We start from the raw sequence: 22,963 nt of genomic DNA on the forward strand, positions 1-22,963 counted from the left end.
CTAAACGAAGCTCACTGATCAGGTCAGAAGCACCAAAGACGGTCTTAACGCCATAAAAAACTGCTCACAAATGTATCCCCGGAATTCCCCTTCATAATTTAAAAATCTTTTGCCATATCAAGAACCTCCTTAATCGAATCATAAGTATTCTCCCGGATCATATTCCATTCCTTCTTTTCAATCCAAATTGCCTGGGTGATCGATTCTTCTTCTTGAGGAAACACCTCCATGGACCCGGAATAATGGAGTGCGTACCACCAGTTCTTCTTAATAGTCGGCCTTCCCATATACGAATAAGTATGAAAAGTGATTCCAAGAAGGTGATCGATTGTTGGTCCCTGGATACCACATTCCTCTTCAATTTCCCGAACAGCAGCTTCCCAAGGCTGTTCATTTGCATCCAGTTTTCCCTTCGGAATATCCCACATTCCATGTCGTTCAATAAATAAATACCGCCGATCACACTTTACAATCCCCCCGGCAGCATCCATAAACTCGTAGGCATGAAAAACCTGGTTAAGGGCCATGTCAAAATCCTCGTAAACAACTAACAAACAAATACTTGAATCATAAAAATTGAATTGATCCAAAAGTTTTGACAAATCATTTTGTAGCGAATTCAGAACCGAATCATACCTCTTGGAAGGTATTTCTTCCGAGGAATCCAAAAATTCTATAACCGAATTATCAATAAAAACTTTGTACATTTGCAGTATGATTTTAAATAAAGATCGAGCACTAAAAGTAGCGGAATTTTTGCTACAGATTAAAGCAGTAAAGTTACAACCAAATTCTCCATTTACATGGGCTTCCGGTTGGAAATCACCGATATATTGTGATAACAGAATCACACTTTCCTTCCCTGCAATCAGAACATACATTCGCCAGGGCTATGCAGACGCTATCCTTGAGCATTTCGGAAAACCGGATATCATTGCAGGTGTTGCAACCGGCGGTATTGCTCAGGGAGCACTTGTTGCCCAGGAATTGGGACTTCCATTCGTATATGTCCGCAGTTCTGCAAAAGCACATGGTATGGGCAATCAGATCGAAGGCCATTTTGAAAAAGGACAACGTGTAGTGGTGATCGAAGATTTGATTTCCACCGGCGGAAGCAGTTTGAAAGCGGTAAAAGATTTAAGAGAAGCCGGATTGGAGGTAAAAGGATTGGTTGCCATCTTTACTTACGGATTTGACATTTCCATCAGGAATTTCGCCCAGGCAGAATGCCCGTTTGTCACCTTAACAGATTACGATCATTTGATTGATCAGGCCTTGAAATCAGATTACGTTACTTCCTCTGATATCGAATCCTTACGCGAGTGGAAGATCAATCCTGAAAACTGGAAAAACTAAGACCATGTTGTTAAAGACTGATTCCTCACCGGTAAATGCTCCAGCACAAAAAGTATTCGAATTCCTTTCGGATGCCGCAAACATAGAGCAATTGCTTCCAAAAGATAAGATCTCTGATTTTCAATCGGATGAAAAAGGATGTTCTTTCAAAGCACAGGGTGGAATTGTTATTCCGTTGATCTATTCAATGAAGGAACCCAACACCAAAATTGTTATGGAATCCGGTGAAAAAGCACCGTTCAGTTATACCTTATCCATTATCTTAAAGGAAACTGGCAGTACCTGTGAAGGTCATCTCGAATTTGAGGCACAAATCAATATGTTCATGAAAATGATGGTTGAAAAGCCTTTGACGAACCTCTTCGGCGTGATGACAAAGAACCTGCAGAAACAGTTTGAATGATCTAAATATTCATAAAAACAGGGGCGAAAAATTTTTCGCCCCTGTTTTATATACCAGCTTAACATTCGGAATCAGGTATTCGGAATAATCCGACCGTAGTTTGATTCAAAATTCAGCTCCTGGTTGTGATAAACCGTGATAATTCCATCCCGTTCAACCAATAAATTCCCAATTTGATCAACTCCGCGGATAATCCCCGTAAACGGGACCGGATTCTGGCGTTCTTCCAGGACAATTTCTTCATCCTTTTTCCACAAAAAAGACTCGTAAGTCCGTTTCAGGTAATCAAAGTCAGCTTGCTGAACGTAGTGATAGAACCCGTTCAGGCTCCGTGACAATGCATCCAAAACGGTAAATACTTCGGGAGATTTTCCCGAAAGTTCTTCCAGTGAAGTGGCATATCCGACACTTTGGACAGGAGAAATATTGACACCTATTCCAACAATGGCACCTTCCACCCGTCCGTTCTTCCAATTGGTTTCTATCAATATTCCCGCAATTTTCAGACTGCCGATGAAAATATCGTTGGGCCATTTGATGGCGACTTCTTTTCGCGTAAAGGATTGAATCATCTCGCGAACAGCCAGTGCAATGCTCATATTCAGATAACACAAATGGTCAACTGACAAAAAATCAGTTTTTAAAAAGTAGGTCCCGGTAAACTGTTTCGCGCCTATAGACTGCCAATTTCGTCCTCTTTGTCCCCTCCCCGCTGTTTGGTGCTCTGCCAAAATTACAGTTCCATGTGTCAATTTCCCTTCCGAAAGTAGCTTGGCAGCATAATTGTTGGTAGAGTCTACCTCATGGATTTGGATAATTTGTTGACCAATCATGTTTTATTAACAAGTATTTGCATTTAACAATCACACAAATCAAGCTAATAAATGCTTAGATTTGTACTTACAAATTTACGAATGTATAAATTAAAAAACGACATCGATTCTAAAGTACTTTGCGACACGATCGTTGAAGGTATGCAAGAAAACAAGGCGAAAGACATCGTTGTATTAGACCTACGAAATATTTCAAGTGCAGTTACAGACTTTTTTGTCATTTGCTCCGGTGAATCCAGCGTGCAAGTGGATGGTATTGCTTCAACCGTGGCAAGACATACCCGAAAAGAATTACAGGAAAAACCATGGCACCAGGAAGGTAAAACAACTTCCGAGTGGGTTTTATTGGATTATGTAAGTGTTGTAGCCCACATTTTTTATAAAGACGCAAGACATTTTTATGAATTGGAAGATCTTTGGTCGGATGCACTCAGAACAGATATTCCAAATTTGAATTAACTCTATTATGGCTGAAAATAACAATTCAAACAAACCGAAAAGAAATCCGTATGCGATTTACTGGATCTATGCAGTAATTGTACTAGGGATCATCGTTGCAGCTTACTACAACGGATCTTCGGACGCTCAATTGCGCAATATCAATACGTTTTATTCCCTGGCAGACTCCAGTATGATCGGAGATGCACGTATTGTAAATTACAAACGCGTGGATTTCAAACTCAACGAAGCAGGTGAAAAAGCGCTCAAAGCGAATAAGAACCCCAAGGGAGAATTAAAATTCATCAAAAAAGCACTGGAGAAGAAAAGCAACGGGTTTTCTCAAAAGGGTACGCCTGTTTTCTCCATTGATATCGTAGACGCAGGAAATTTTGAAACCAAACTGGATGAGATTAACGAACGCTTGATAGCAAAAGGAAAAGCAACGATTTCGGCTCCTCCGGTTGAAGAACGCGATTACTTCGGATCGATCATCGGTTTCCTTTTACCTATTTTGATCATCATTTTGATCTGGGTATTCGTTATGCGCCGCATGTCAGGAGGCGGTGGCGGAGCAGGCGGTCAGATCTTCAACATCGGTAAATCCCGTGCCCAGGTTTATGAAAAAGGAAAATCTACAAACATTACATTTAAAGATGTGGCAGGTTTGGAAGGTGCAAAGGAGGAAATCCAGGAAATTGTAGAATTCTTGCGAAGCCCGCAGCGTTATACCGAACTGGGTGCCAAAATTCCGAAAGGAGCTTTATTGGTAGGCCCTCCGGGAACAGGAAAAACCTTATTGGCAAAAGCTGTTGCAGGGGAAGCAAAAGTGCCGTTCTTCTCGCTTTCAGGATCCGATTTCGTGGAAATGTTCGTCGGTGTAGGAGCGTCACGAGTACGTGATCTATTCCGTCAGGCAAAAGAAAAAGCACCGGCAATTATCTTCATTGATGAAATTGATGCGATTGGTCGTGCAAGGGGTAAAAACAACGGTTTCAATTCCAATGACGAGCGCGAAAACACCCTAAACCAGTTGTTGACTGAGATGGATGGTTTCGGTACAAACTCCGGGGTGATTATCCTTGCAGCAACGAACCGCGCCGACGTACTGGATGCTGCCTTGATGCGTGCAGGTCGTTTTGACCGCCAGATTTATGTCGACATGCCGGATTTGAATGAGCGGAAGGAAATTTTCCAGGTTCACTTAAAACCGTTGAAACTGGATAAAAACATGGATATCGATTTCCTGAGCAAACAAACACCGGGATTCTCGGGAGCGGATATCGCAAACTTATGTAACGAAGCTGCTTTGATTGCTGCACGTAAAAACAAAAAGTTTGTTGAAAAACAAGATTTCTTGGATGCCGTAGACCGGATTATCGGTGGACTGGAAAAGAAAAATAAAATCATCACCAAGGAAGAGAAACGTGCAATTGCATTCCACGAAGCCGGTCATGCGACCACTTCCTGGTTGCTGGAACACGCGCATCCGTTAGTAAAGGTAACCATTGTACCGCGCGGACGTTCATTGGGTGCTGCCTGGTACTTGCCGGAAGAACGTCAAATCACCACTACAGAACAAATCCTGGATGATATGTGTTCTGCATTGGGTGGCCGGGCTGCGGAGCAGCTGATCTTTGGAAAAATCTCTACGGGAGCATTGAGTGACCTGGAAAAGGTAACCAAACAGGCTTACGCCATGGTCTCTATCTACGGACTGAATGAACGGGTAGGAAATATTTCCTTCTATGACTCCCAGGGCCGCGATGCATTTACCAAACCGTATTCCGATGATACAGCACGTATTATTGACGAAGAAGTAAGCAAATTGATTGAAACTCAATACCAGCGTGCCTTGAAAATCCTTTCAGAAAACAAGGATAAACTGACAGCCCTGGCTGACAAGTTGCTGGACAAGGAGGTGATTTTCAAAGAAGATTTGGAAGAAATTTTCGGAAAACGATTATGGATCTCGGAAGAAGAAGAGAATATGGCCGTGAATACTCCGCCAAGTGAAGATTCGACTACCAACTTCGTTTCGGAACAAGGAATGGATGAAGCAAACAATTCTGATTCGAACGTGATCAATCCGACGATTGAACCGTTGGACCATACGAATAAATCGGAAGAGTAATAACTATTTAAATAGTCCCGTCCCGGTTGAACCGGGACGGGATATTTTTTATATGAAAGATGTATTGATACGCTCCGTTTTCGGGGCTTTATTTTTGATGGTTGTTTTCACTCCATTTGTTTACGATGTCAGAAACAATGGCAATATGCTGAATCTGGTATTCTATGTATTTACCATGCTGGGAACTCATGAATTGTCTGAAATGAGTAAGAAAAGCCCGTATAAACACAGCATGAAATTACCGGCACTTTTACTGGTAACCGCCTTATTCATGCCCTTGCTGATCCAAACGGCAAAAAGTTTTTACCCGCTTTTATTCAATCCTGTCTGGGATTATTTTGTTCAAACACCGGCATTACTGGTATTGTGGGGAATCGTAATTGCAACAGTTATTATTCTTTCCTATTGGATCTTTCAAAAAGAAAAGATCGATTTTGTATTCAAAAGCCCGTTCGTATTCAACTTCTTCTACCCTGTTTTACCTATGTGGACATTGGCAATTGCTTATACCTTAACAAACAGCATCGACAAACAAATGCTGTTGATTGTGCTGTTGCCTATTTACCTGAATGATACATTGGCCTATGTTTTCGGGCGCTTGTTCGGAAAAACTCCCCTGATACCAAGTGTTTCCCCTAAAAAAACACGGGAAGGATTCATCGGTGGATTAATCGGTGCAGCCATTGTTATGATTGCCATCCTGTATTTCGCCGGGGAATTTACCACATACAACGCACTTGGTGTTGCCGGAGTATCTGTTTTAGCAAGTATTTTAGCCACACTCGGCGATCTTTTTGAGAGCAAATTAAAACGTTCTGTCAACGTTAAGGATTCCGGAAATATCCTTCCCGGACACGGAGGAATTCTGGACCGAATTGACGCCATGCTATTCGTAGCTCCCGTTTTATACGTACTTTTGGCACTCATCAGTTAACATCATGACATGACACTTCACAGAGAAGGAACAACTACCATTATTATTGCGGTAATTATCCTTGGCTTGATCCAATGGGGAAATTACTGGCTTTACACCAAAACAGACTGGCTCTGGTTATTCGTATTATTATCTGCAGGAGCATTGGTAATGCTTTATTTGGTCGTTCAGTTTTTCAGAATCCCCAAACGTACATTTACATTCACAGATTCGGATATTTTGTGCCCGGCAGATGGGAAAGTAGTTGTTATTGAAGAGGTAGAAGAAACGGAGTATTTCAAAGACAAACGCATCCAGGTTTCTATTTTCATGTCACCCTTAAATGTCCATGCCAATTATTTCCCGATCAGCGGATTGGTAAAATATGTGAAATACCACAAAGGACTCTTTTTGGTTGCCTGGCACCCGAAAAGTTCAACAGACAATGAACGCAGTACGATTGTCGTTCAACACGCTTCCGGTCAGGAGGTATTATTCAGACAAATTGCCGGAGCTGTAGCACGAAGAATCTGTTATTACACAAAAGAAGGTCAACATGCAGAAACCGGACAGGAATTCGGATTTATCAAGTTCGGGTCACGGGTGGATGTATTCCTGCCACTTGGCACGAAATTAGATGTCAAAATCGACCAGGATGTTAAAGCTAAGTTAACGAAGCTTGGCTCATTCTAATATTAATTGTATTTTTAAGCAAATTAAAACATTGAATCATGAAAAAAGCATTTGTTGCATTGACTTTATTGATGTTCGTAGGATCTGTAAGCGCTACAGTTTACGCTGCTTCTAACAACACTACTGTTTCAATCGTTAAGCACGACGATAAAAAAGGAAAGAAAAAGAAAAGCAAAAAAGGTTCTTGCTCCGGTGAAAAATCAGGAGGATCTTGCTGCCAGAAAAAAGCAGCTTAATACATTAAACGAAATAAAAAATCCCGCCTTGTTAAAACGAGACGGGATTTTTTTTGTGTTCGCTTTTTGCTATTCGGTACTTTTAATCCACGTTTGGGTTCTGTAAAATGGCCCCACATACCCTCTCACATGCAATTTGGTAAAATCATTGCGATCGATCCAAATGGCGCAGGTGTATACTTTTCCGTTCTCGGGATCCACAATCGTCCCATCTTCCCATTCACCGCCGTCCCACTCCAATCCGCGAACAATCTGCAAACCAACCAAGGGCTGATCCTTGCGGTCGTCCGTACATTTCTTACACTTCGGGTTCTCTTCTCTTCCCTCACGCGGGTACAAATAGGTAATCCTTCCGTACAGCTTCTCATCCTTTTTGTAAAGCTCCACTTTAGACTTTTTCTTGCCTGTTTTGTCGTCAATGGTAATCCAGGTCCCAATACAGGACTGGGCTTTTGCTACAACAAAAAATAACAGAAATAACGATGTGATGATCCATTTCATAGTTTTCGAATTTGATCCCAATATACAACTTTTTGCTATGACCGCATAATAATCAATGCACAAGGATGTCCTGCTAATCTCATTTTAGTGTCGCATTGACAACAACTCCGTCCTGTCGGTATTCCGCATATTGTTCCCGATGCGTGCCGACCTTCCTGTCAGGACAATCGAACTGACATTTGCGGAATGTATCAAGACACGGACAAACTAATTTCCCGTCACAATCTCCACAAAATTTTTGATCATTTTCAAGCCTGCAGGAGTCAAAATACTTTCCGGGTGGAATTGAACGGCATAGATTTTTTTCTCTGGGATTTCCATCGACATCAACACATTGTTTTCTGAAAATGCAGTCGGAATAAACGGCGATTTCTCATGGAGCTTAACCGCCCAGGAATGGTACAAGCCCACTTCAAAGCGTTCGGGAATCGCAGCATAAAAAAGTGAATCCCGCTTTACCAGCCGGATCTCTTCGGCCAATCCGTGTTTTACGATTTCCTGATTGTAAACAGTATCTCCTGCGTGAATAGCAAGTGCCTGCATTCCCAAACAAACTCCCAACACAGGAATATTCATTCGAAAGGTTTCAGCAACCACTTCCATCAGTTTTCCTGCCTGCGGAGGAAGTCCGGGACCGGGTGAAAGCACAACGGCATTATAGTTTCCGAGCAATGAACAATCGACTTCCAGGTTCGTAACTACATCCACCCTTACCTCGCATTGTTCCAGGTAATGGACAATGTTATAGGTAAACGAATCGAAGTTATCTACTAATAAAAACCGCATGTGGCCCAAATTTACTAAACTTGCAAAAAAGAATCGATGAAAAAGGCAATTCAAATTCCCGGAGCTCCTGCTCCGATCGGACCATACAGCCAGGCTATTGTTAGTGGAAATACAGTATATGTAAGCGGACAAATTCCATTAAATCCTTTCACGGGGGAATTGGAAACCGGATCCATTGAAGATGCAACCCATCAAATCCTGAAAAACATTGAAGCTTTGCTGAAGGAAAATAACATGACCCTGAACCACATTGTAAAGTGCAGCATATTCATGACCGACTTAGGGCAATTTTCCGAGATGAATGCCGTTTATGGTTCGTACTTTCAGCATGTTCCGCCGGCAAGAGAAACCGTACAAGTTTCCAAATTGCCTATGAACGTACCGATTGAGATTTCTTGTATTGCTGTAAACTAATTTAACACACAACGGTATTGTGACCCATTCTGCTCCAAAAATTGCTGTGATCATCGTCAACTACAATGTTGTCTTTTTCCTGGAGCAATGCCTGAATTCTGTTTCCGAAGCAATGAAACAGGAACCTGCAGAAGTTTGGGTCGTAGACAATAATTCCGTGGATGGCTCCGTAGAAATGGTACGCGAGAAATTTCCATGGGTGAAAGTCATTGCCAATAAAGACAATAAGGGATTTTCCAAAGCGAATAACCAGGCAATGGAACTATCCGAATGCAAATACCAGCTGCTTTTAAACCCCGACACCGTTATTGAAGAGGATACCCTGTTCAAAGTGGTCAACTATATGGACGAACACCCGGAAGTTGGCGGACTGGGAGTTCGCATGGTGGACGGAAAGGGGGTTTTCCTGCCGGAATCCAAGAGAGGCTTACCCACACCGTCGGTTGCATTCTACAAAATTTTCGGGATTTCCCGCATTTTCCCCAAGTCCAGGATCTTCGGAAAATACCATTTGGGTTATTTATCCGAATTTGAAACCAATGAAGTTGAAATCCTTTCCGGTGCATTCATGCTGATGCGCAAGGAAGCCCTCGACAAAGTGGGACTACTCGACGAAGCCTTTTTCATGTACGGTGAAGACATTGATCTTTCCTACCGGATCATCAAGGGCGGTTACAAAAACGTTTACTTTCCCGAAACGCGCATCATTCATTACAAAGGAGAGAGCACTAAGAAAAGTTCGGTAAACTACGTTTTCGTGTTCTACCGTGCGATGGTGATTTTTGCACGCAAGCATTTCTCTCAAAAGAATGCGCGTTTGTTTTCGTTCCTGATTAATTCCGCCATTTATTTCAGAGCGGGGTTAGCAATCGGGATGCGTTTCATCCGAAAGATCACCCTTCCGGTTTTTGATACTTTGTATTTGTTACTGGGATTATTTGCTTTGACCAATTACTGGCAGCAGGCGCAAATCGATTTCCCGGAGCAGATCACCAATATTCTCATCCTGTTCTATACCTTTATCTGGATGACGTCTGTCGCTTTGCAGGGCGGATACGACCAACCGATTACTTTCAGAAAATTTATTTTCGGAGGAGCGATCGGGACTGCCTTTATCTTAATATTGTATGCGCTTTTCCCCAAGGAATGGCAATTTTCGCGCCTCTTCATTTTACTGGGAGCCGGCTGGACCATTGCTTACTATATCCTTTCCAGGAGTATTCTTCACCTGGCAATCGGAAAACGATTCACTATCAACGGACGCAAGCACGCCAATTTTGCGATCGTGGGTTCTCCCGAGGAATTTGAACGGGTGTCGAATCTGCTTCATCAAACACAGCCGAAGATCAATCAGATTGTTTCTGTTTCCCTGACTGAGGACCATGGAAAGGATTCGCTTGGATCGATCGATCAGCTGGAACAAATTGCACGCGTTCACAACATTGATGAGATTATTTTTTGTGCCAAAGACCTAAGCGCTGCGGAAATCATTCATTGGATGACGGCCATTCCGGATGTTTCTGTGGATTATAAAATTGCCCAGCCCGACAGTCAATACCTCATTGGGTCCAATTCCATTGAAACCGCAGGAGATCTGTATATTCTGGAAATTAATGCGATCAGTCAGCCCGCTAAAAAACGGCAAAAAAGATTGTTTGACTTTCTGGTCGGGATCAGTTTACTGTTTACTTCTCCCCTTTTGATTTGGATGTACAGGAATAAAATCCAGTTCCTGGGAAATGTTTTCAAATTGATCAGCGGGCGGAAAACGGTTGTTTCCTACAATGACCCAAGCAATTTATCCAACAAGCAATTACCTAAGATCAAAAAGGGAATCCTTACACCAACCGACCATTTGAGCGGTTTGGACGAAAATCTGAAATCAAAACTGGACTTACTGTATGCACGGGAATATTCCGTCATTCGCGACATCCAGATTTTATGGAAAACGTGGAAAAAATTAGATCAGTAAAAAGCATTGGTGAAAATCCTATTTTTTCCGTTATTTTTGTACGAAATTTAATCGAGAATTCTTAGTCGTTATATGGCACAAATTGAAATTCGTCTTCCAAAAATGGGAGAAAGCGTTACAGAAGCTACCATTACCAACTGGTTAAAAGAAGTGGGTGATACAGTGGCAATGGATGAACCTTTGGTAGAAGTTGCAACTGATAAGGTTGACAACGAATTGCCTTCAGAAGCTGCTGGAGTTTTGGTTCAAAAATTATTTGAGAAGGACCAGGTTGCTCAGGTTGGTGATGTTATTGCGATTATCTCTACAGACGGAGATGCTGCACCGGCTGCACCAAAAGCAGAGCCTGCTGCCGTAGCGGCGGTTGCCGAAACTGTTTCTGCAGCTCAGGCCGTTGTTTCGAACGGAGGAGTTACTCTTGAAAAAAGCAGTGGAAATGGAAAATTCATTTCTCCGCTGGTAAGAAGCATTGCACAAAAAGAACATATTTCCATGTCCGAAATTGATGCAATCAGCGGAACCGGCATGGGCGGAAGAGTGACTAAAAAAGACATTCTTTCTTACATCGATACACGCGGAACGAGTGCTGCTGCTGCAGCTGCAACACCGGCTCAGCCGACACCTGTCGTTTCCGCACCGGCTGCATCCAACAACGGAGCTGCTCCGGTTGTTTCAGGCGGATCTTCGTTCTTAAGCAATATCAAAGAACCGGTCGTGGTTGCAAATCCGGGAGACGAGATCATGGAAATGGACCGCATGCGCAAGCTGATTGCCGAACACATGGTCATGTCAAAACATGTATCTCCTCACGTAACTTCTTTTGTGGAAGCGGATGTAACGAACATCGTGAACTGGAGAAACAAAATGAAAAAGGAATTTGAAAAACGTGAAGGTGAAAACTTAACGTTCACTCCTATTTTCATGGAAGCAATTGTGAAAGCGATCAAGGATTTCCCAATGATCAATGTTTCCTTGTCAGGAAACCAGATCATCAAAAGAAAAGATATCAACATCGGGATGGCAACAGCGCTTCCTTCCGGAAACCTGATCGTTCCTGTTATTAAGCAGGCCGACCGCATGAACCTGACAGGAATTGCCAAATCCGTGAATGAATTGGCACGAAATGCACGCGACAATAAATTGAAGCCGGAAGATATCCAGGGAGGAACCTATACTGTTACGAACGTAGGAACGTTCGGAAACGTAATGGGAACTCCGATCATCAATCAGCCGCAAGTTGCGATCCTTGCTTTGGGAGCAATTCGTAAAATGCCTGCTGTTATTGAAACACCGGAAGGAGACTTCATCGGCATCCGCCACAAGATGTTCTTATCTCATTCTTACGATCACCGGGTAGTCGACGGTTCCCTTGGCGGACAGTTCGTTCGACGGGTTGCAGATTATTTGGAACAGTTCGATATCAATAGAGAAATCTAAATTTATTTATATTTGTAACTAAAAATTAAAAAGAACGTAAGACCCACCAACTTAAACTGTTAAACTGAAAGAGGTGGGTCTTTCTTAATTTATAGCTCAGATGAAATTACTACAATCTACTATTTTACTAACTCTCTTGTGTCCGTTCATGTCTTTTGGTCAATATGACTCCAAAAAGGTCATGGAGATGATCAGCAACGGCTCCGAATCTGAATTGGTTATGGAGAGTGCGATTATGATCCAGGAAGGGTATTTCTATCAGGCAGGGCTGATCGTAGACAAACTGCTCGAATATCAACCTGCGAGTGCGAATTACAATTACCGCCGCGGGTTCATCTATTTAGAGATGTCGACCGATTTTGTTAAGGCAACTCCTTACCTGGAAAAGGCCGTATTGAAAACAGACAAAAAATACGATCCGTTCAACACCAAAGAAACGGCTGCTCCGATTGATGCGTATTTTGAAATGGGGAAATGTTACCACGCAGCTGGAAATATTGATAAGGCAGAAGAGTTTTACAATAAATTCCTCACCAGTTCGATTACGAAGTCCAACAATGTATTCTTTGCAAAACTGTATTTGGAACAATGTAAAGTAGCACGTGCCGAAATGATGAGCCCCAAAAATGTGTATTTAAAAAACATGGGGAGTTCAGTCAACACGGCCAACCCCGAATTTTCCCCGGTTATTTCACTGGACGGTTCTGCTTTGTATTATACATCACGCAGAAGATGGCCGACAGGAGCTTCGGATAAAGGTTTAGATCCGAGAAACAATCAATACCCGGAAGATATTTACGTATCCTACCGCGATTTCGATTCCACCTGGATGGACCCGATCAAACTGGAATTCTGCGATTCGTTGCAAAACGAGGCCACCCTGGCTGTGAGCCCGGATGAACGCCGGGTATATGTTTACCAGGATACCAAAGGAAACGGGGACATCTTCTACTCAGATTTCTCTACCAACAGATTCCAGGAGGTAACTCACCTGGATGATAAGAAAATCAATACCAACGATTGGGAAACACATGCAACAGTGACTCCTGACGGACAGCGTATGTATTTCGTATCGAACCGCAAAGGTGGTTTCGGAGGGCGCGATATTTACTACTGCATCAAACAGAAAGATGGTTCGTGGGGAGATCCTGTCAATGCCGGACCGAATATCAATGGGCCGATGGAAGAAGAGTCTCCATTCGTTTCTATCGACAACAGCACGCTTTATTTTTCCAGCAACGGAAACAAAAGTATGGGTGGGTTCGATATTTTTATGTCCAAAGCAGACGGGAAAGGAAATTGGGGACCTGCCATGAATTTAGGTTCACCGATCAATTCCACCTGTGATGATATTTTCTATACGACAACAGTCGATGGTTTAACCGGGTATATGACTTCCCTTCGCGCAGACGGAAGAGGCGAAAAAGACATTTACGAAATCAAGAACAACTACTTGGGAGTTAAAAACATCGCTGTATTGAACGGTAAGATTAACGTAATCGGTAACAAACCACTTCCTGAAGATGTGTATGTAACCCTGAGATGCCTGAACTGTGAGAACCCGTACGATCGTAAATTATTCCCGCGTTTGCGTGACGGAGTATTTATGAATTCCCTTGAGCCTTGTAAAGAATATGATTTAACATTCTCATACGAGAAAGACGGGAAGAAAAACTTCTACAACGAGAAATTCACCACGGAATGTAACAAGGAATATTCGGAAGTTTACCGTGAATTCTGGTTAGATTTGGACAAGCAAATGATGGTGAAACCTTATTATGTGGTCGGAACGATTACAGACAGCAAGACCAAGGAGAAATTATCAGGAGTTGCCATTACCCTGATCAACAAAAAAACGGGGGAAAAATTGTCTCAATCTGTAACAGCAGCGGCTGGTGCTTACAAGACAGATACGCTTGGCGGCATGAAGAAAGGCGATAACGTAGAGTTTGCTTTAACACTGGAAAAAGCGGGTTATGTGACCATGACTTATGATGCTCCGGAGACATTGGGCGATAATTCCGAGATCCGGATTGACCGTTCGTTGGCGAAGAACGAAGTTGGAACAGACATCGGTTTGGATGTCAATCCGATCTATTTCGACTACAACAAGTGGGATATCCGTCCTGATGCAGCAGCTGAACTGGATAAGATTGTGAAAATCATGAAAGCAAATCCGGATATCAAAATTGAGTTGGGATCACACACAGATAGCCGTGGTACGGATGAGTACAACATGAAATTATCCGATCAGCGTGCCAAAGCTTCTGCCCGTTACATCGTTTCGAAAGGAATTGCTTCCAACCGAATTACCGGGAAAGGATATGGTGAATCGAAATTGAAAGTTTCTGATGCACAAATCAATAACATGCCAAGCTGGGATGAAAAAGAAAAAGGTCACCAGTTGAACCGTAGAACGGAGTTCATTATTGTGAAATAACCCGGATTAAAAAATATCATAAAAAAGGTAGGGGCGAAAAATTTTTCGCCCCTACCTTTTTTATTTTCCCCATCTTTGAAGTATAACTTGTACACTATGAATTTATCACTCACCCGGAATTTTGTGATGCTGGACCTGGAAACCACCGGACTGGACGTTGCAAAAGACCGGATTATTGAAATTGCTTTGATTAAAATTGCTCCAAACGGAGAACAGAGTGAATATTACAAACGCATTAATCCAACCATTCCTATCACAAAAGAATCTGCTGAAATTACAGGTATTACAGACGAAATGGTTGCCGGGGAGCCCACTTTCGGGCAATTGGCTGATGAGATCGCCGCATTCATCGGGGACGCGGACCTGGGCGGTTACAATTCCAATAAGTTTGACATTCCCGTTCTGGCTGAAGAATTTTTGCGCATCAACCATGTATTCAAAGTGAATGAGCGCCGATTCATCGATGTACAGAACATTTTCCATAAAATGGAACAGCGCACACTGGCTGCTGCTTACCAGTTTTACTGCAAGGAATCCATGGAGAATGCCCACAATGCCCTGTATGATACCAAAGTGACCCTGGATGTTTTCAAAGCGCAACTGGAGCGTTATCCGGACCTTGCGAAAACAATTCCCGAGCTATCCGACTTTTCCCGTCAGGGCAACCAGGAATGGCATGATTTCGCAGGCAGACTGGCAAAAACGAAAGACGGCCAGGTGACTTACAACTTCGGGAAGCACAAGGGAAAAACCGTTGAAGAAGTGGCAGAGTCCGAACCGGGATATTTCGGATGGATGATGGATGCAGACTTCCCCTTGTTCACGAAGCAATTACTGCGTGAAGAAATGGAGCGCATCAAGCAGAAACGCCGGGAAAAACGCGAAGGAGAAAGCGCCAACGTGAGTATGGAAGATAAATTGGCTGCACTTCAGAATAAATTCAAAAAATAATTGAAAATGGAGCATGGGATAATTGAAAAGACTTTTCAATTGTCAATTTTAAATTTTCAATTCAATTGAACTTTTGGAACATTTGAACTATTGAATTTTAGAGAATAATGAAAATCATCTGCATAGGGCGCAACTACGCCGATCACGCAAAAGAATTGAATAATCCGCTTCCAACGGAACCTGTTTTCTTTATGAAACCGGATACGGCTTATTTGCCGGCAGGAAACGACTTTTACATTCCCGACTTTACCAAAGACCTGCATTACGAATGTGAGATCGTGGTGAAGATCAAGAAAGTGGGAAAGAATATCCAGGAGAAATTTGCATCGACGTATTACGATGAGATCTCATTAGGGATTGACTTCACAGCACGCGATCTGCAGGAACAATGCAAAGCAAAAAGCCTTCCGTGGGAAAAAGCAAAGGCGTTTGACAACAGCGCTCCTATGGGAACGCATTTCCTGCCTGTCAGTTCACTGAACCTGGCTGAACTGCACTTTACCCTGAAAAAAAACGGAGAAACCGTGCAAAAGGGACACACTGCGGATATGATCTTTTCGATAGACAAAATCATTGCGTATGTTTCGCAATACGTGACACTCAAAACCGGTGATCTGATCTTTACAGGAACACCTGCGGGAGTTGGCCCGGTGGCAATCGGAGATCATTTAGAGGGATTTATCGGGGAGAAAAAAATGCTTGATCTGAAGATCAAATAATTGAAAATGGACAATTGAGAATTGAACAGACAGAATCCATCAAAATTTTTCAATCTCAATTTCCAATTCTGAAAGGCCATTCACCATTGTGTTTCGCCTTCACGAAATAAACAATGGTTCCAAGACTGATCACGCTCAATCCGGCCAGGATCATCTGCCAGCCGGTAGAAATGAGAATTCCTGTCCACAACAAGATCGCAAGGATTGCGGGAAGTGGAAACAAAGCCATTTTCCATGGGAAGAATGCTCTTCCACGTTTTTTATGAAGCAGGACCAACCCGACGGATTGCCCGATGAACTGGATCAGGATGCGCATGGCCAGGATCGCACTAATGACGTCGCTGAGTTTGAAGAGCAAACTGAAAACGAATCCCAACCCCCCAAGGAACAATAGGGAAATATGCGGAAATTGTTTCGTTGGATGCAATGTTGCAAACACTTTAAAAAAAGAGCCATCTTCGGCGGCGGCATACGGAATGCGGCTGTACCCCAAGGTTGCAGAGAATAAGGACGCGAACGCAACCCACAAAATGAGACAGGTTACCACAATCGCTGCGGCGCTTCCCATTAAGCGTTCCATAAATAAACTGATGACAAATTCACTGTCTTTGGCTTCGTTCCAGGGAACAACGCTGGTTACACTGATATTCATGGCCAGGTACAACACGGAAATCCCCGTAATGGAAAGAAACATGCTACGTGGAATATTCCGGGCTGGATTTTTTATCTCACTTCCCAAATGGCAGGCATTGTAGTAACCGAGGTAACTGTAAACGGTCTTTACGCTGGCAAAACCCAATGCTGAAACGAATCCATAATTCAGGGTCAGTCCATCATTCATGTGCTTAATCGGTCCTAAGAAGTTGCCGTGAGCAAGTCCACCTGCAATAATCCACAAGATGGTCAGAATTACTCCGAACCACAAAAACACACTGATCTTCCCGATGGTTTCAATTTTCCGGTACAACAGCAATACGATCAGAATTACTACTCCCCCGCTGACAGCTTTCGAAGCATACCAGTTCAAAGGAAGGAGGTATGAAAAATAGGACGCAAACCCGATAGCCGCGGACGCGATTACGAGCGGTGCCTGGATCATGGTTTGCCACACAAAGAGGAAACTCATAAGCCTACCTGCTTTGTTTGGTCCGTAGGCTTCTTTGAGAAAATTGTACGATCCGCCGGCTTTGGGAAAGGCTGCTCCGAGTTCGCTCCAAACAGTTGCATCGATAAATGAAAGGAGCGCACCGGCGAGCCAGGCATACAGAAAATAGGGGCCGTTCATCATGGTAATGATCATCGGCAAGGTAATGAACGGTCCGATACCGACCATGTCGATCATATTGATCGCAGTAGCTTGTCCAAGCCCTAAACGTCTTTCCAGCATATGTTCAAAATTACGAATTATGATGATGCATGATACATACCGAAACACGAAATTCCTTCTCACTTATGAGCAGTTGTAAAAAAGCAAGGAATGATGTCAGAAGCGCTTCATTTTTGAGTGAATATTTGCTGAAACCCAGTGAAACCGGGTGTTAAATTCATAACATTTTCATACTCTATCTATACACTACCTATGCTGTATCCCTACAGTACCCATACAGTACCTCGCCCTGAGGTCCGGACGGAGTATTTTTGATGGTCCCGGGCTTCCCGGAAGTTACATTTGTGTGAAATTTATTTTTTGCCAACCGGCAAACGAATCTGCATTCGCTCCCCGGCCTGTTTTACTGTAAACAAGAATTAATAAACGACTGCTGATTCAGTAATTCGAGCAGGTTGAATGTGGAGGGATAATCACCGATTCAGCATTCGCTTCTGCTCTTTGATCATTTTATCAATTTCACCCGTCATTTCGACTGTCAGTTCTTCCCAATCGGGAAAAAAATCGTGTACAGCCCCGGTATCATTCCCCGGATTCCTTTTGGTGATTCCTTCCACATACCGGAAACGATCCACAGGACTCGGATGTGTATCTTCTTCACTCGTTTTGCGGTTGAGCGATTTTTGCAATTCACTTTCAAGATCGGATTCATCGGAAGCAAGTTCCGACAATTCGTAGAAGTTACTGTAACTGCGCTTTTGTTCTTCTGCTTGTTTAATTTCAGCATTTGCCAACATACCAAATTCAATGGAACGACGCACAACGAAGGTCAATCCATTGCGAAATGACTGCGCACCATAGGTTTCCGCTGCAATACGATCTGCGAGTACTTCCTGCAAACGGGTTGCTCCGGCAGAAATACGCGTAAAGATGAAATGATAAAACTTCAAAAACAAAAAGGCGATACTCCACCAGGAAGCATTCCCCGAATTGTAAAGTGCAATATAATAGTTGGTCATGTCGCGTTGTACGCGCATAGCAACGCCTCCACCGGCAGTATCGCGATTGGCGAAATGTCCGTACTCATGGGCAAGAATTGCCCTGAAATCATCCTTCTGAAAGTCTTTCAAGACAGCCGCTCCCAAAACGAGAACCCGTTTACCGCTATCCTGCATCTTAGCTCTCCACGAACCCATTTCATACACTGCCAAATCTGTTTCCGGAGTAATCCGGATTTCATCAATCGGCCGGGTGTTCAGGTCCTTTGCTACCGAGCGTGTTAGTGCAACTAATTCAGGTGCTTCCGATTCATTCAGCAATCTTCCCGGTTCTTGCAAACGGCCTCTGACAAGCAGGGATCTCAACAATCCGATGATTGTACCTCCAACAACGATCACCACAATAATAATGAGTTTAAACGCAATAATACCAGCCGAAAGCATACCGAAAAGAAGACCGCCTCCAATGGACAAAACTAAAATCACTATAATCGGCAGAGAAATGTAGTAGTAAAACCCGGCAGTATTAATCAAGATTTTATATACTTTTCGAAGCTTCGAACTTGCTTGCAAATTGTTGTTTCTGATTTGTTGCTCAATGGAACGCAATGTAATCCTGGACAAGATGATACCAACCAGGTAAAGCAATACGATGCCGCTGATCCAAACAATTACAACCACGAAAAGAATGTTCAGAAAACTCCATATTGTATTTTCAGTTGGCGCAAAACTGCCGGCAGAACCAGGCGTCGTATAGTCAGCATTCGCTGCCAAGAATGCATTCATATCTTCCTCCGGTAATCCCAACCTGTTGGCAATTCTGATTTCTTTGGCGGCCTTTTTAGGGTCTCCGTCATTCGCAGCAAGAATCGCGGCATAATAATGTGTTGCCATTTCGTTCTTGAAATGATCTTCCAAAAAATCGGTCGCTTCCCGAAATTGAGGCGGATTATTTTGCTGCAGCCCGATTTGTGCTTTCAATAAATAAAAGCTCACATCCTCCTTGGATTCAGGAAATAGTGCTGCTTCCCGAAGAAGCGTGTTTGCCCGGGTTAAACCAACGGAATAGGATGTTCCTGTAGCATTTTGCCGGACAATGCAGTTAATCAGTGTAATGAGATTAGAATAGGAACGATTCATTTCCACTGCTTTCTCACAAAGAAGAAGTCCTTCAGCATGTTGCCCAAGTTCATTTTTAATACTGCCCAAACGTCTGACAACGTGATTAAACGATGGAACATGTTCATACACGATCGAATACATACTATCGGCAAAAATCAAATCGCCTTTATCCATAGCGACGGTAGCCTGCCTGAATTCATCGACATAATCCGGTGCAATGGATTGAAGTTCTTTTTCTATTGCCTGTTCTGCAACCTGATCGCGTTCTTGTCCAAGAACCGTACTTGAAAAAATCAGTACTATAAGAGAAATAAAGGTGGTGATATAATTCATAAAGATTGAGTAATCGATTAGGTAAAAATAAGACGTTTCAATGAAATAGCGCATTGAATCGCATTTTATTCGCAAGCAACTCCGGATCAACGAAGAACTTTCCGGTTTTTTAGTTTGTTTGTACGGGAGAAATTTGTTTGTCGGCTTTACTAAAACGACCGGTACCCTCTGCAATATTTAATACGATGCTTAATGAGGCTCTTCGTAATTGGTTCTTCGTAACAACATCAATGGATTTGGTGTTTCTAAGAAATGAATAAACTTCTTTATTAAATGCCTTGGCTTTTTTGCAGACCTCCAATTTTTCGAAATCGAACATGAATAGTAGATTATCAGTTTCTACTTAAGATACACATTTTGAAATTAAAAACGAAACAATCCGAAGCCAGATTCTCCTCACACTCAATACTCACGCTCACTACTGCAAAAAGAAAAAGCAGATAGAGTTCAGTGTGAGGGAGAGTGTGAGTATGGAGGGAAAAAGAAAAAGCGAATTACTACCGCAATTCGCTTTTTCTTTTTGGTGCGCATGACTGGACTTACCGACGAAGACGAGCTACAGCTCACCTTGTCGGAATAAACGTCTCATCTTAAAGCTAATTATTTGTCAAATTCCCAATCATCCGAAACAACATCCGCGACAATTCATCTGCTCTCAAGTAAAATTGCTTGAACTCTTCTTCGGTTAGAATGGTTTCGTCTTTCAAAAAGTCGAAAACAGCTGCACATTCAAATGCCGAACCTCTGGAAATGACAAAGAAGTTTCTACGATCCGGTTTGCTGAATCTGCTGGAACCTTCGGCAATGTTGAGCATAATACTGAGCGATGCTCTCCTCAATTGATTTTTAGAAACAGAATCGATGGTTTTGGAGTTTCTAAGAAATGAATAAACTTCTTTATTGAATTGTTTTGCTTTTTGGTAAACATCTAGTTTTTCGAAATCGAACATGAATAGTAGAATTAAGATTACTATTTAAGATAGGAATTCTTTCTGGGATTGAAATGAGTGGAAGGTAATTATTCTTCTACGAGGATCCCGCTCTCAGTTCTCACTCCCGCTCTGAAAAGAATCGGGAATAGAGTGAGTGTGAGAGCGAGAGAGGAGTGAAAAAAAAATCGGGATCTTACTACCGTAAAATCCCGATTCTTTTTTGTGCCCAAGACTGGACTCGAACCAGCACACCTTGCGGCGCCGCCACCTGAAGACGGTGCGTCTACCAATTTCGCCACTTGGGCATTCCGATTACAAAAATAATTGTTTTCCCGAGCGAATCATCACTTGATTCATATATTTTGAAGAAAACATTAGGATTTCCTCACTCTCCGTTAAGAAAGAATAAGAACCTTGCAAGCGTATGCACAGGTCGAACCAAAAAGCGGGGAATTATTCACACCCGCTTTCAGTGCATTCACCCGAAGTTGAACAGGAACTTGCTTCTTTCTCTTTACCTGGTGCGGTGCATTCGGTTTTTGTTGAAGATGCTGAATTGTACTTTTCGTATGCGAAGTAAGTTAAAGCAGTAACGCTGATTGCCAGTCCGATCCAAAAGATTGCTTTTCTTCTTTTTGTTTTACGGATTTCTTTATCATTTGGAGCGCAATCGCACGCATTCCCGGTGTTGCAATTCAGCTTCGGGATCACATAGAGTGAATAATAGGAGATTGTAAAGGAAACCGCACTAATTGCGATTAACAAGGGTTCAATTACATTCATGACGGGTGAACTGGCAATGGTTGCGGAAGAAACCCCGAATAGCGAAGCTACCGGACTAGCACAAACTCCTACGCAGGCACCACTTTTGCAACACGCAAGTAATACGGGAGCAGTTGAAGTTAATCCCCCGGTGAGGATTGTCCAAATGGTTCTTTTCTGTTTCATAAAATTAAGCTTTGTCATAGTATTTCTTCTTAAACCAAAAAGCCAGGTTTACCAACGCAATTAATGCTGGAACTTCAACCAATGGTCCGATAACTCCTGCGAATGCCTGACCGCTGTTAATTCCAAATACGCCAATGGCTACGGCAATAGCTAATTCAAAATTGTTTCCCGTTGCTGTGAAAGCAATTGCGGTTGATCTGGAATAATCCGCTCCAAAATATTTTCCCAAAAAGAAACTGATCACAAACATGATTGCAAAATAGATCACCAATGGAATAGCTATTCTAACAACGTCCATCGGTATGCGCAGGATCAATTCACCTTTCAGGCTAAACATTAAAATGATTGTGAATAACAACGCAATTAAAGTAATCGGAGAGATTTTCGGGATGAACTTCATTTGAAACCATTCTTCACCTTTTAATTTGATCAATAAATACCTGCTTGAAATTCCCAATGCAAAAGGGATTCCCAGGTAAATTCCTACACTTTCAGCAATTTGGCCGATACGGATGTCTACTTTGAAACCTGTGTAACCAAAATAAGGAGGTAGCATAGTAATAAAAATGTAAGCATAAACGCTGTACAAGAGGACTTGAAAAATACTGTTTAAGGCAATCAGCCCGGCAGCATATTCACGATTGCCTTCAGCCAGGTCATTCCACACTACAACCATTGCAATACAACGTGCCAAACCAATCAATATAACTCCAATCATGTATTCCGGATAACCGCCCAAAAACAATAAGGCCAGAACAAACATCAACACAGGACCGATGATCCAATTCAAGAGCAAGGAAGATACCAGGACCTTTGTGTTCGAAAACACGTTACCCATTTTGGAATAATTGACTTTCGCCAAAGGCGGGTACATCATCAATATTAAGCCTATTGCAAGCGGAATATTGGTTGTTCCATTCGAAAAGGAATTGATAAATCCGGTACTTTCCGGGACAAAATGTCCAATAGTAACACCCAAAACCATGGCAAGGAAAATCCATACTGTTAAAAAGCGATCTAAAAAGCCAAGCCTTTTTCGCTCATTTGCGGGAGCACAGTTATTTGCTGACATATTGA

Annotated in this window: 23 protein-coding genes and 1 tRNA gene; 13 read left to right on the forward strand and 11 right to left on the reverse strand. The window is 42.6% G+C overall.

Translation table 11 applies throughout. The features are described 5' to 3' along the window. Positions 1–98: 98 nt before the first annotated feature. Positions 99–707, reverse strand: coding sequence for an NUDIX hydrolase (locus FO442_RS15745; RefSeq protein WP_144334177.1), 609 nt, complete (start codon positions 705–707; stop codon positions 99–101). Between the two features lie 7 nt (positions 708–714). Between FO442_RS15745 and pyrE the strand changes: the two genes are divergently transcribed. After that, positions 715–1,356 carry an orotate phosphoribosyltransferase gene (gene pyrE / locus FO442_RS15750; protein ID WP_144334178.1) on the forward strand — a complete coding sequence of 214 codons (642 nt, stop codon included), beginning with the start codon at positions 715–717 and terminating at the stop codon, positions 1,354–1,356. A 4-nt stretch (positions 1,357–1,360) separates the two neighbouring features. Further along, on the forward strand, positions 1,361–1,759 hold the full coding sequence (locus FO442_RS15755; RefSeq protein WP_144334179.1) for an SRPBCC family protein: 399 nt from the start codon (positions 1,361–1,363) through the stop codon (positions 1,757–1,759). A gap of 71 nt (positions 1,760–1,830) precedes the next feature. On the opposite strand, the gene FO442_RS15760 is transcribed toward FO442_RS15755, so the two are convergent. Further along, a complete protein-coding gene (locus FO442_RS15760; protein WP_144334180.1) occupies positions 1,831–2,592 on the reverse strand; it encodes a biotin--[acetyl-CoA-carboxylase] ligase in 762 nt (253 codons plus the stop codon). 81 nt (positions 2,593–2,673) lie between these two features. Between FO442_RS15760 and rsfS the strand changes: the two genes are divergently transcribed. The 5 genes from rsfS to FO442_RS15785 are packed head-to-tail and all read left to right on the forward strand — an operon-like array spanning position 2,674 to position 7,006. Further along, complete coding sequence (gene rsfS, locus FO442_RS15765) at positions 2,674–3,051, forward strand: ribosome silencing factor (RefSeq protein ID WP_246073870.1); 378 nt, start codon at positions 2,674–2,676, stop codon at positions 3,049–3,051. Positions 3,052–3,058: 7 nt separating this feature from the next. Beyond that, positions 3,059–5,164, forward strand: a complete 2,106-nt coding sequence (gene ftsH, locus FO442_RS15770) for an ATP-dependent zinc metalloprotease FtsH (protein ID WP_144334182.1) — start codon at positions 3,059–3,061, stop codon at positions 5,162–5,164. 52 nt (positions 5,165–5,216) lie between these two features. Continuing rightward, entirely contained in the window at positions 5,217–6,098 is an 882-nt protein-coding gene (locus FO442_RS15775; RefSeq protein WP_144334183.1) for a phosphatidate cytidylyltransferase, read from the forward strand. Positions 6,099–6,107: 9 nt separating this feature from the next. Then, positions 6,108–6,770 (forward strand): phosphatidylserine decarboxylase family protein, encoded by a 663-nt coding sequence (locus tag FO442_RS15780; RefSeq protein WP_144334184.1) that lies wholly within the window; start codon positions 6,108–6,110, stop codon positions 6,768–6,770. A 38-nt stretch (positions 6,771–6,808) separates the two neighbouring features. Then, positions 6,809–7,006: a hypothetical protein gene (locus FO442_RS15785; protein WP_144334185.1), complete on the forward strand. Its 198-nt coding sequence runs from the start codon at positions 6,809–6,811 to the stop codon at positions 7,004–7,006. A gap of 69 nt (positions 7,007–7,075) precedes the next feature. Here FO442_RS15785 and FO442_RS15790 read toward each other — a convergent pair whose 3' ends face one another. Both FO442_RS15790 and FO442_RS15795 read right to left on the reverse strand, forming a co-directional pair. Beyond that, complete coding sequence (locus FO442_RS15790; protein WP_144334186.1) at positions 7,076–7,507, reverse strand: DUF2147 domain-containing protein; 432 nt, start codon at positions 7,505–7,507, stop codon at positions 7,076–7,078. 207 nt (positions 7,508–7,714) lie between these two features. Beyond that, on the reverse strand, positions 7,715–8,293 hold the full coding sequence (locus FO442_RS15795) for an anthranilate synthase component II (RefSeq protein WP_144334187.1): 579 nt from the start codon (positions 8,291–8,293) through the stop codon (positions 7,715–7,717). Positions 8,294–8,329: 36 nt separating this feature from the next. On the opposite strand from FO442_RS15795, the gene FO442_RS15800 reads away from it, so the two are divergent. From FO442_RS15800 to FO442_RS15825, 6 genes are all read left to right on the forward strand, one after another. After that, positions 8,330–8,707 (forward strand): RidA family protein, encoded by a 378-nt coding sequence (locus FO442_RS15800; RefSeq protein WP_144334188.1) that lies wholly within the window; start codon positions 8,330–8,332, stop codon positions 8,705–8,707. Between the two features lie 19 nt (positions 8,708–8,726). Beyond that, positions 8,727–10,679, forward strand: coding sequence for a glycosyltransferase (locus tag FO442_RS15805; protein WP_144334189.1), 1,953 nt, complete (start codon positions 8,727–8,729; stop codon positions 10,677–10,679). Positions 10,680–10,751: 72 nt separating this feature from the next. Further along, entirely contained in the window at positions 10,752–12,116 is a 1,365-nt protein-coding gene (locus FO442_RS15810) for a dihydrolipoamide acetyltransferase family protein (RefSeq protein WP_144334190.1), read from the forward strand. A 100-nt stretch (positions 12,117–12,216) separates the two neighbouring features. Next, entirely contained in the window at positions 12,217–14,556 is a 2,340-nt protein-coding gene (locus tag FO442_RS15815) for an OmpA family protein (protein WP_144334191.1), read from the forward strand. A 96-nt stretch (positions 14,557–14,652) separates the two neighbouring features. Beyond that, positions 14,653–15,507, forward strand: a complete 855-nt coding sequence (locus tag FO442_RS15820; protein ID WP_144334192.1) for a 3'-5' exonuclease — start codon at positions 14,653–14,655, stop codon at positions 15,505–15,507. A gap of 107 nt (positions 15,508–15,614) precedes the next feature. Then, positions 15,615–16,226, forward strand: a complete 612-nt coding sequence (locus FO442_RS15825) for a fumarylacetoacetate hydrolase family protein (protein ID WP_144334193.1) — start codon at positions 15,615–15,617, stop codon at positions 16,224–16,226. Between the two features lie 55 nt (positions 16,227–16,281). Here the strand turns inward: FO442_RS15825 and FO442_RS15830 are convergent, their stop codons facing one another. The 7 genes from FO442_RS15830 to arsB all read right to left on the reverse strand — a co-directional run bounded on the left by FO442_RS15830 (position 16,282) and on the right by arsB (position 22,958). Next, positions 16,282–17,613 carry an APC family permease gene (locus FO442_RS15830; RefSeq protein ID WP_144334194.1) on the reverse strand — a complete coding sequence of 444 codons (1,332 nt, stop codon included), beginning with the start codon at positions 17,611–17,613 and terminating at the stop codon, positions 16,282–16,284. Between the two features lie 413 nt (positions 17,614–18,026). Further along, positions 18,027–20,060: a M48 family metallopeptidase gene (locus FO442_RS15835; RefSeq protein ID WP_144334195.1), complete on the reverse strand. Its 2,034-nt coding sequence runs from the start codon at positions 20,058–20,060 to the stop codon at positions 18,027–18,029. Between the two features lie 55 nt (positions 20,061–20,115). Next, positions 20,116–20,325: a four helix bundle protein gene (locus FO442_RS15840; protein ID WP_144334196.1), complete on the reverse strand. Its 210-nt coding sequence runs from the start codon at positions 20,323–20,325 to the stop codon at positions 20,116–20,118. Between the two features lie 277 nt (positions 20,326–20,602). Further along, a complete protein-coding gene (locus FO442_RS15845) occupies positions 20,603–20,956 on the reverse strand; it encodes a four helix bundle protein (protein ID WP_144334197.1) in 354 nt (117 codons plus the stop codon). A 205-nt stretch (positions 20,957–21,161) separates the two neighbouring features. Continuing rightward, a tRNA-Leu gene (locus FO442_RS15850) sits at positions 21,162–21,243 on the reverse strand. Positions 21,244–21,391: 148 nt separating this feature from the next. Then, complete coding sequence (locus FO442_RS15855) at positions 21,392–21,886, reverse strand: hypothetical protein (RefSeq protein ID WP_144334198.1); 495 nt, start codon at positions 21,884–21,886, stop codon at positions 21,392–21,394. A 4-nt stretch (positions 21,887–21,890) separates the two neighbouring features. Next, a complete protein-coding gene (gene arsB / locus FO442_RS15860; protein WP_144334199.1) occupies positions 21,891–22,958 on the reverse strand; it encodes an ACR3 family arsenite efflux transporter in 1,068 nt (355 codons plus the stop codon). Positions 22,959–22,963: the final 5 nt, after the last annotated feature.

The sequence above is a fragment of the Fluviicola chungangensis genome (assembly GCF_007558725.1).
GTDB classification, from domain to species: Bacteria; Bacteroidota; Bacteroidia; order Flavobacteriales_D; family Crocinitomicaceae; genus Fluviicola; species Fluviicola chungangensis.

Excerpts from the sequence above, each read along its gene's own strand:
- FO442_RS15745 (WP_144334177.1), bottom strand. The coding sequence starts at position 707 with ATGTACAAAGTTTTTATTGATAATTCGGTTATAGAATTTTTGGATTCC.
- pyrE (WP_144334178.1), top strand. The coding sequence starts at position 715 with ATGATTTTAAATAAAGATCGAGCACTAAAAGTAGCGGAATTTTTGCTA.
- FO442_RS15755 (WP_144334179.1), top strand. The coding sequence starts at position 1,361 with ATGTTGTTAAAGACTGATTCCTCACCGGTAAATGCTCCAGCACAAAAA.
- FO442_RS15760 (WP_144334180.1), bottom strand. The coding sequence starts at position 2,592 with ATGATTGGTCAACAAATTATCCAAATCCATGAGGTAGACTCTACCAAC.
- rsfS (WP_246073870.1), top strand. The coding sequence starts at position 2,674 with ATGTATAAATTAAAAAACGACATCGATTCTAAAGTACTTTGCGACACG.
- ftsH (WP_144334182.1), top strand. The coding sequence starts at position 3,059 with ATGGCTGAAAATAACAATTCAAACAAACCGAAAAGAAATCCGTATGCG.
- FO442_RS15775 (WP_144334183.1), top strand. The coding sequence starts at position 5,217 with ATGAAAGATGTATTGATACGCTCCGTTTTCGGGGCTTTATTTTTGATG.
- FO442_RS15780 (WP_144334184.1), top strand. The coding sequence starts at position 6,108 with ATGACACTTCACAGAGAAGGAACAACTACCATTATTATTGCGGTAATT.
- FO442_RS15785 (WP_144334185.1), top strand. The coding sequence starts at position 6,809 with ATGAAAAAAGCATTTGTTGCATTGACTTTATTGATGTTCGTAGGATCT.
- FO442_RS15790 (WP_144334186.1), bottom strand. The coding sequence starts at position 7,507 with ATGAAATGGATCATCACATCGTTATTTCTGTTATTTTTTGTTGTAGCA.
- FO442_RS15795 (WP_144334187.1), bottom strand. The coding sequence starts at position 8,293 with ATGCGGTTTTTATTAGTAGATAACTTCGATTCGTTTACCTATAACATT.
- FO442_RS15800 (WP_144334188.1), top strand. The coding sequence starts at position 8,330 with ATGAAAAAGGCAATTCAAATTCCCGGAGCTCCTGCTCCGATCGGACCA.
- FO442_RS15810 (WP_144334190.1), top strand. The coding sequence starts at position 10,752 with ATGGCACAAATTGAAATTCGTCTTCCAAAAATGGGAGAAAGCGTTACA.
- FO442_RS15815 (WP_144334191.1), top strand. The coding sequence starts at position 12,217 with ATGAAATTACTACAATCTACTATTTTACTAACTCTCTTGTGTCCGTTC.
- FO442_RS15820 (WP_144334192.1), top strand. The coding sequence starts at position 14,653 with ATGAATTTATCACTCACCCGGAATTTTGTGATGCTGGACCTGGAAACC.
- FO442_RS15825 (WP_144334193.1), top strand. The coding sequence starts at position 15,615 with ATGAAAATCATCTGCATAGGGCGCAACTACGCCGATCACGCAAAAGAA.
- FO442_RS15830 (WP_144334194.1), bottom strand. The coding sequence starts at position 17,613 with ATGCTGGAAAGACGTTTAGGGCTTGGACAAGCTACTGCGATCAATATG.
- FO442_RS15835 (WP_144334195.1), bottom strand. The coding sequence starts at position 20,060 with ATGCGCTATTTCATTGAAACGTCTTATTTTTACCTAATCGATTACTCA.
- FO442_RS15840 (WP_144334196.1), bottom strand. The coding sequence starts at position 20,325 with ATGTTCGATTTCGAAAAATTGGAGGTCTGCAAAAAAGCCAAGGCATTT.
- FO442_RS15845 (WP_144334197.1), bottom strand. The coding sequence starts at position 20,956 with ATGTTCGATTTCGAAAAACTAGATGTTTACCAAAAAGCAAAACAATTC.
- FO442_RS15855 (WP_144334198.1), bottom strand. The coding sequence starts at position 21,886 with ATGAAACAGAAAAGAACCATTTGGACAATCCTCACCGGGGGATTAACT.
- arsB (WP_144334199.1), bottom strand. The coding sequence starts at position 22,958 with ATGTCAGCAAATAACTGTGCTCCCGCAAATGAGCGAAAAAGGCTTGGC.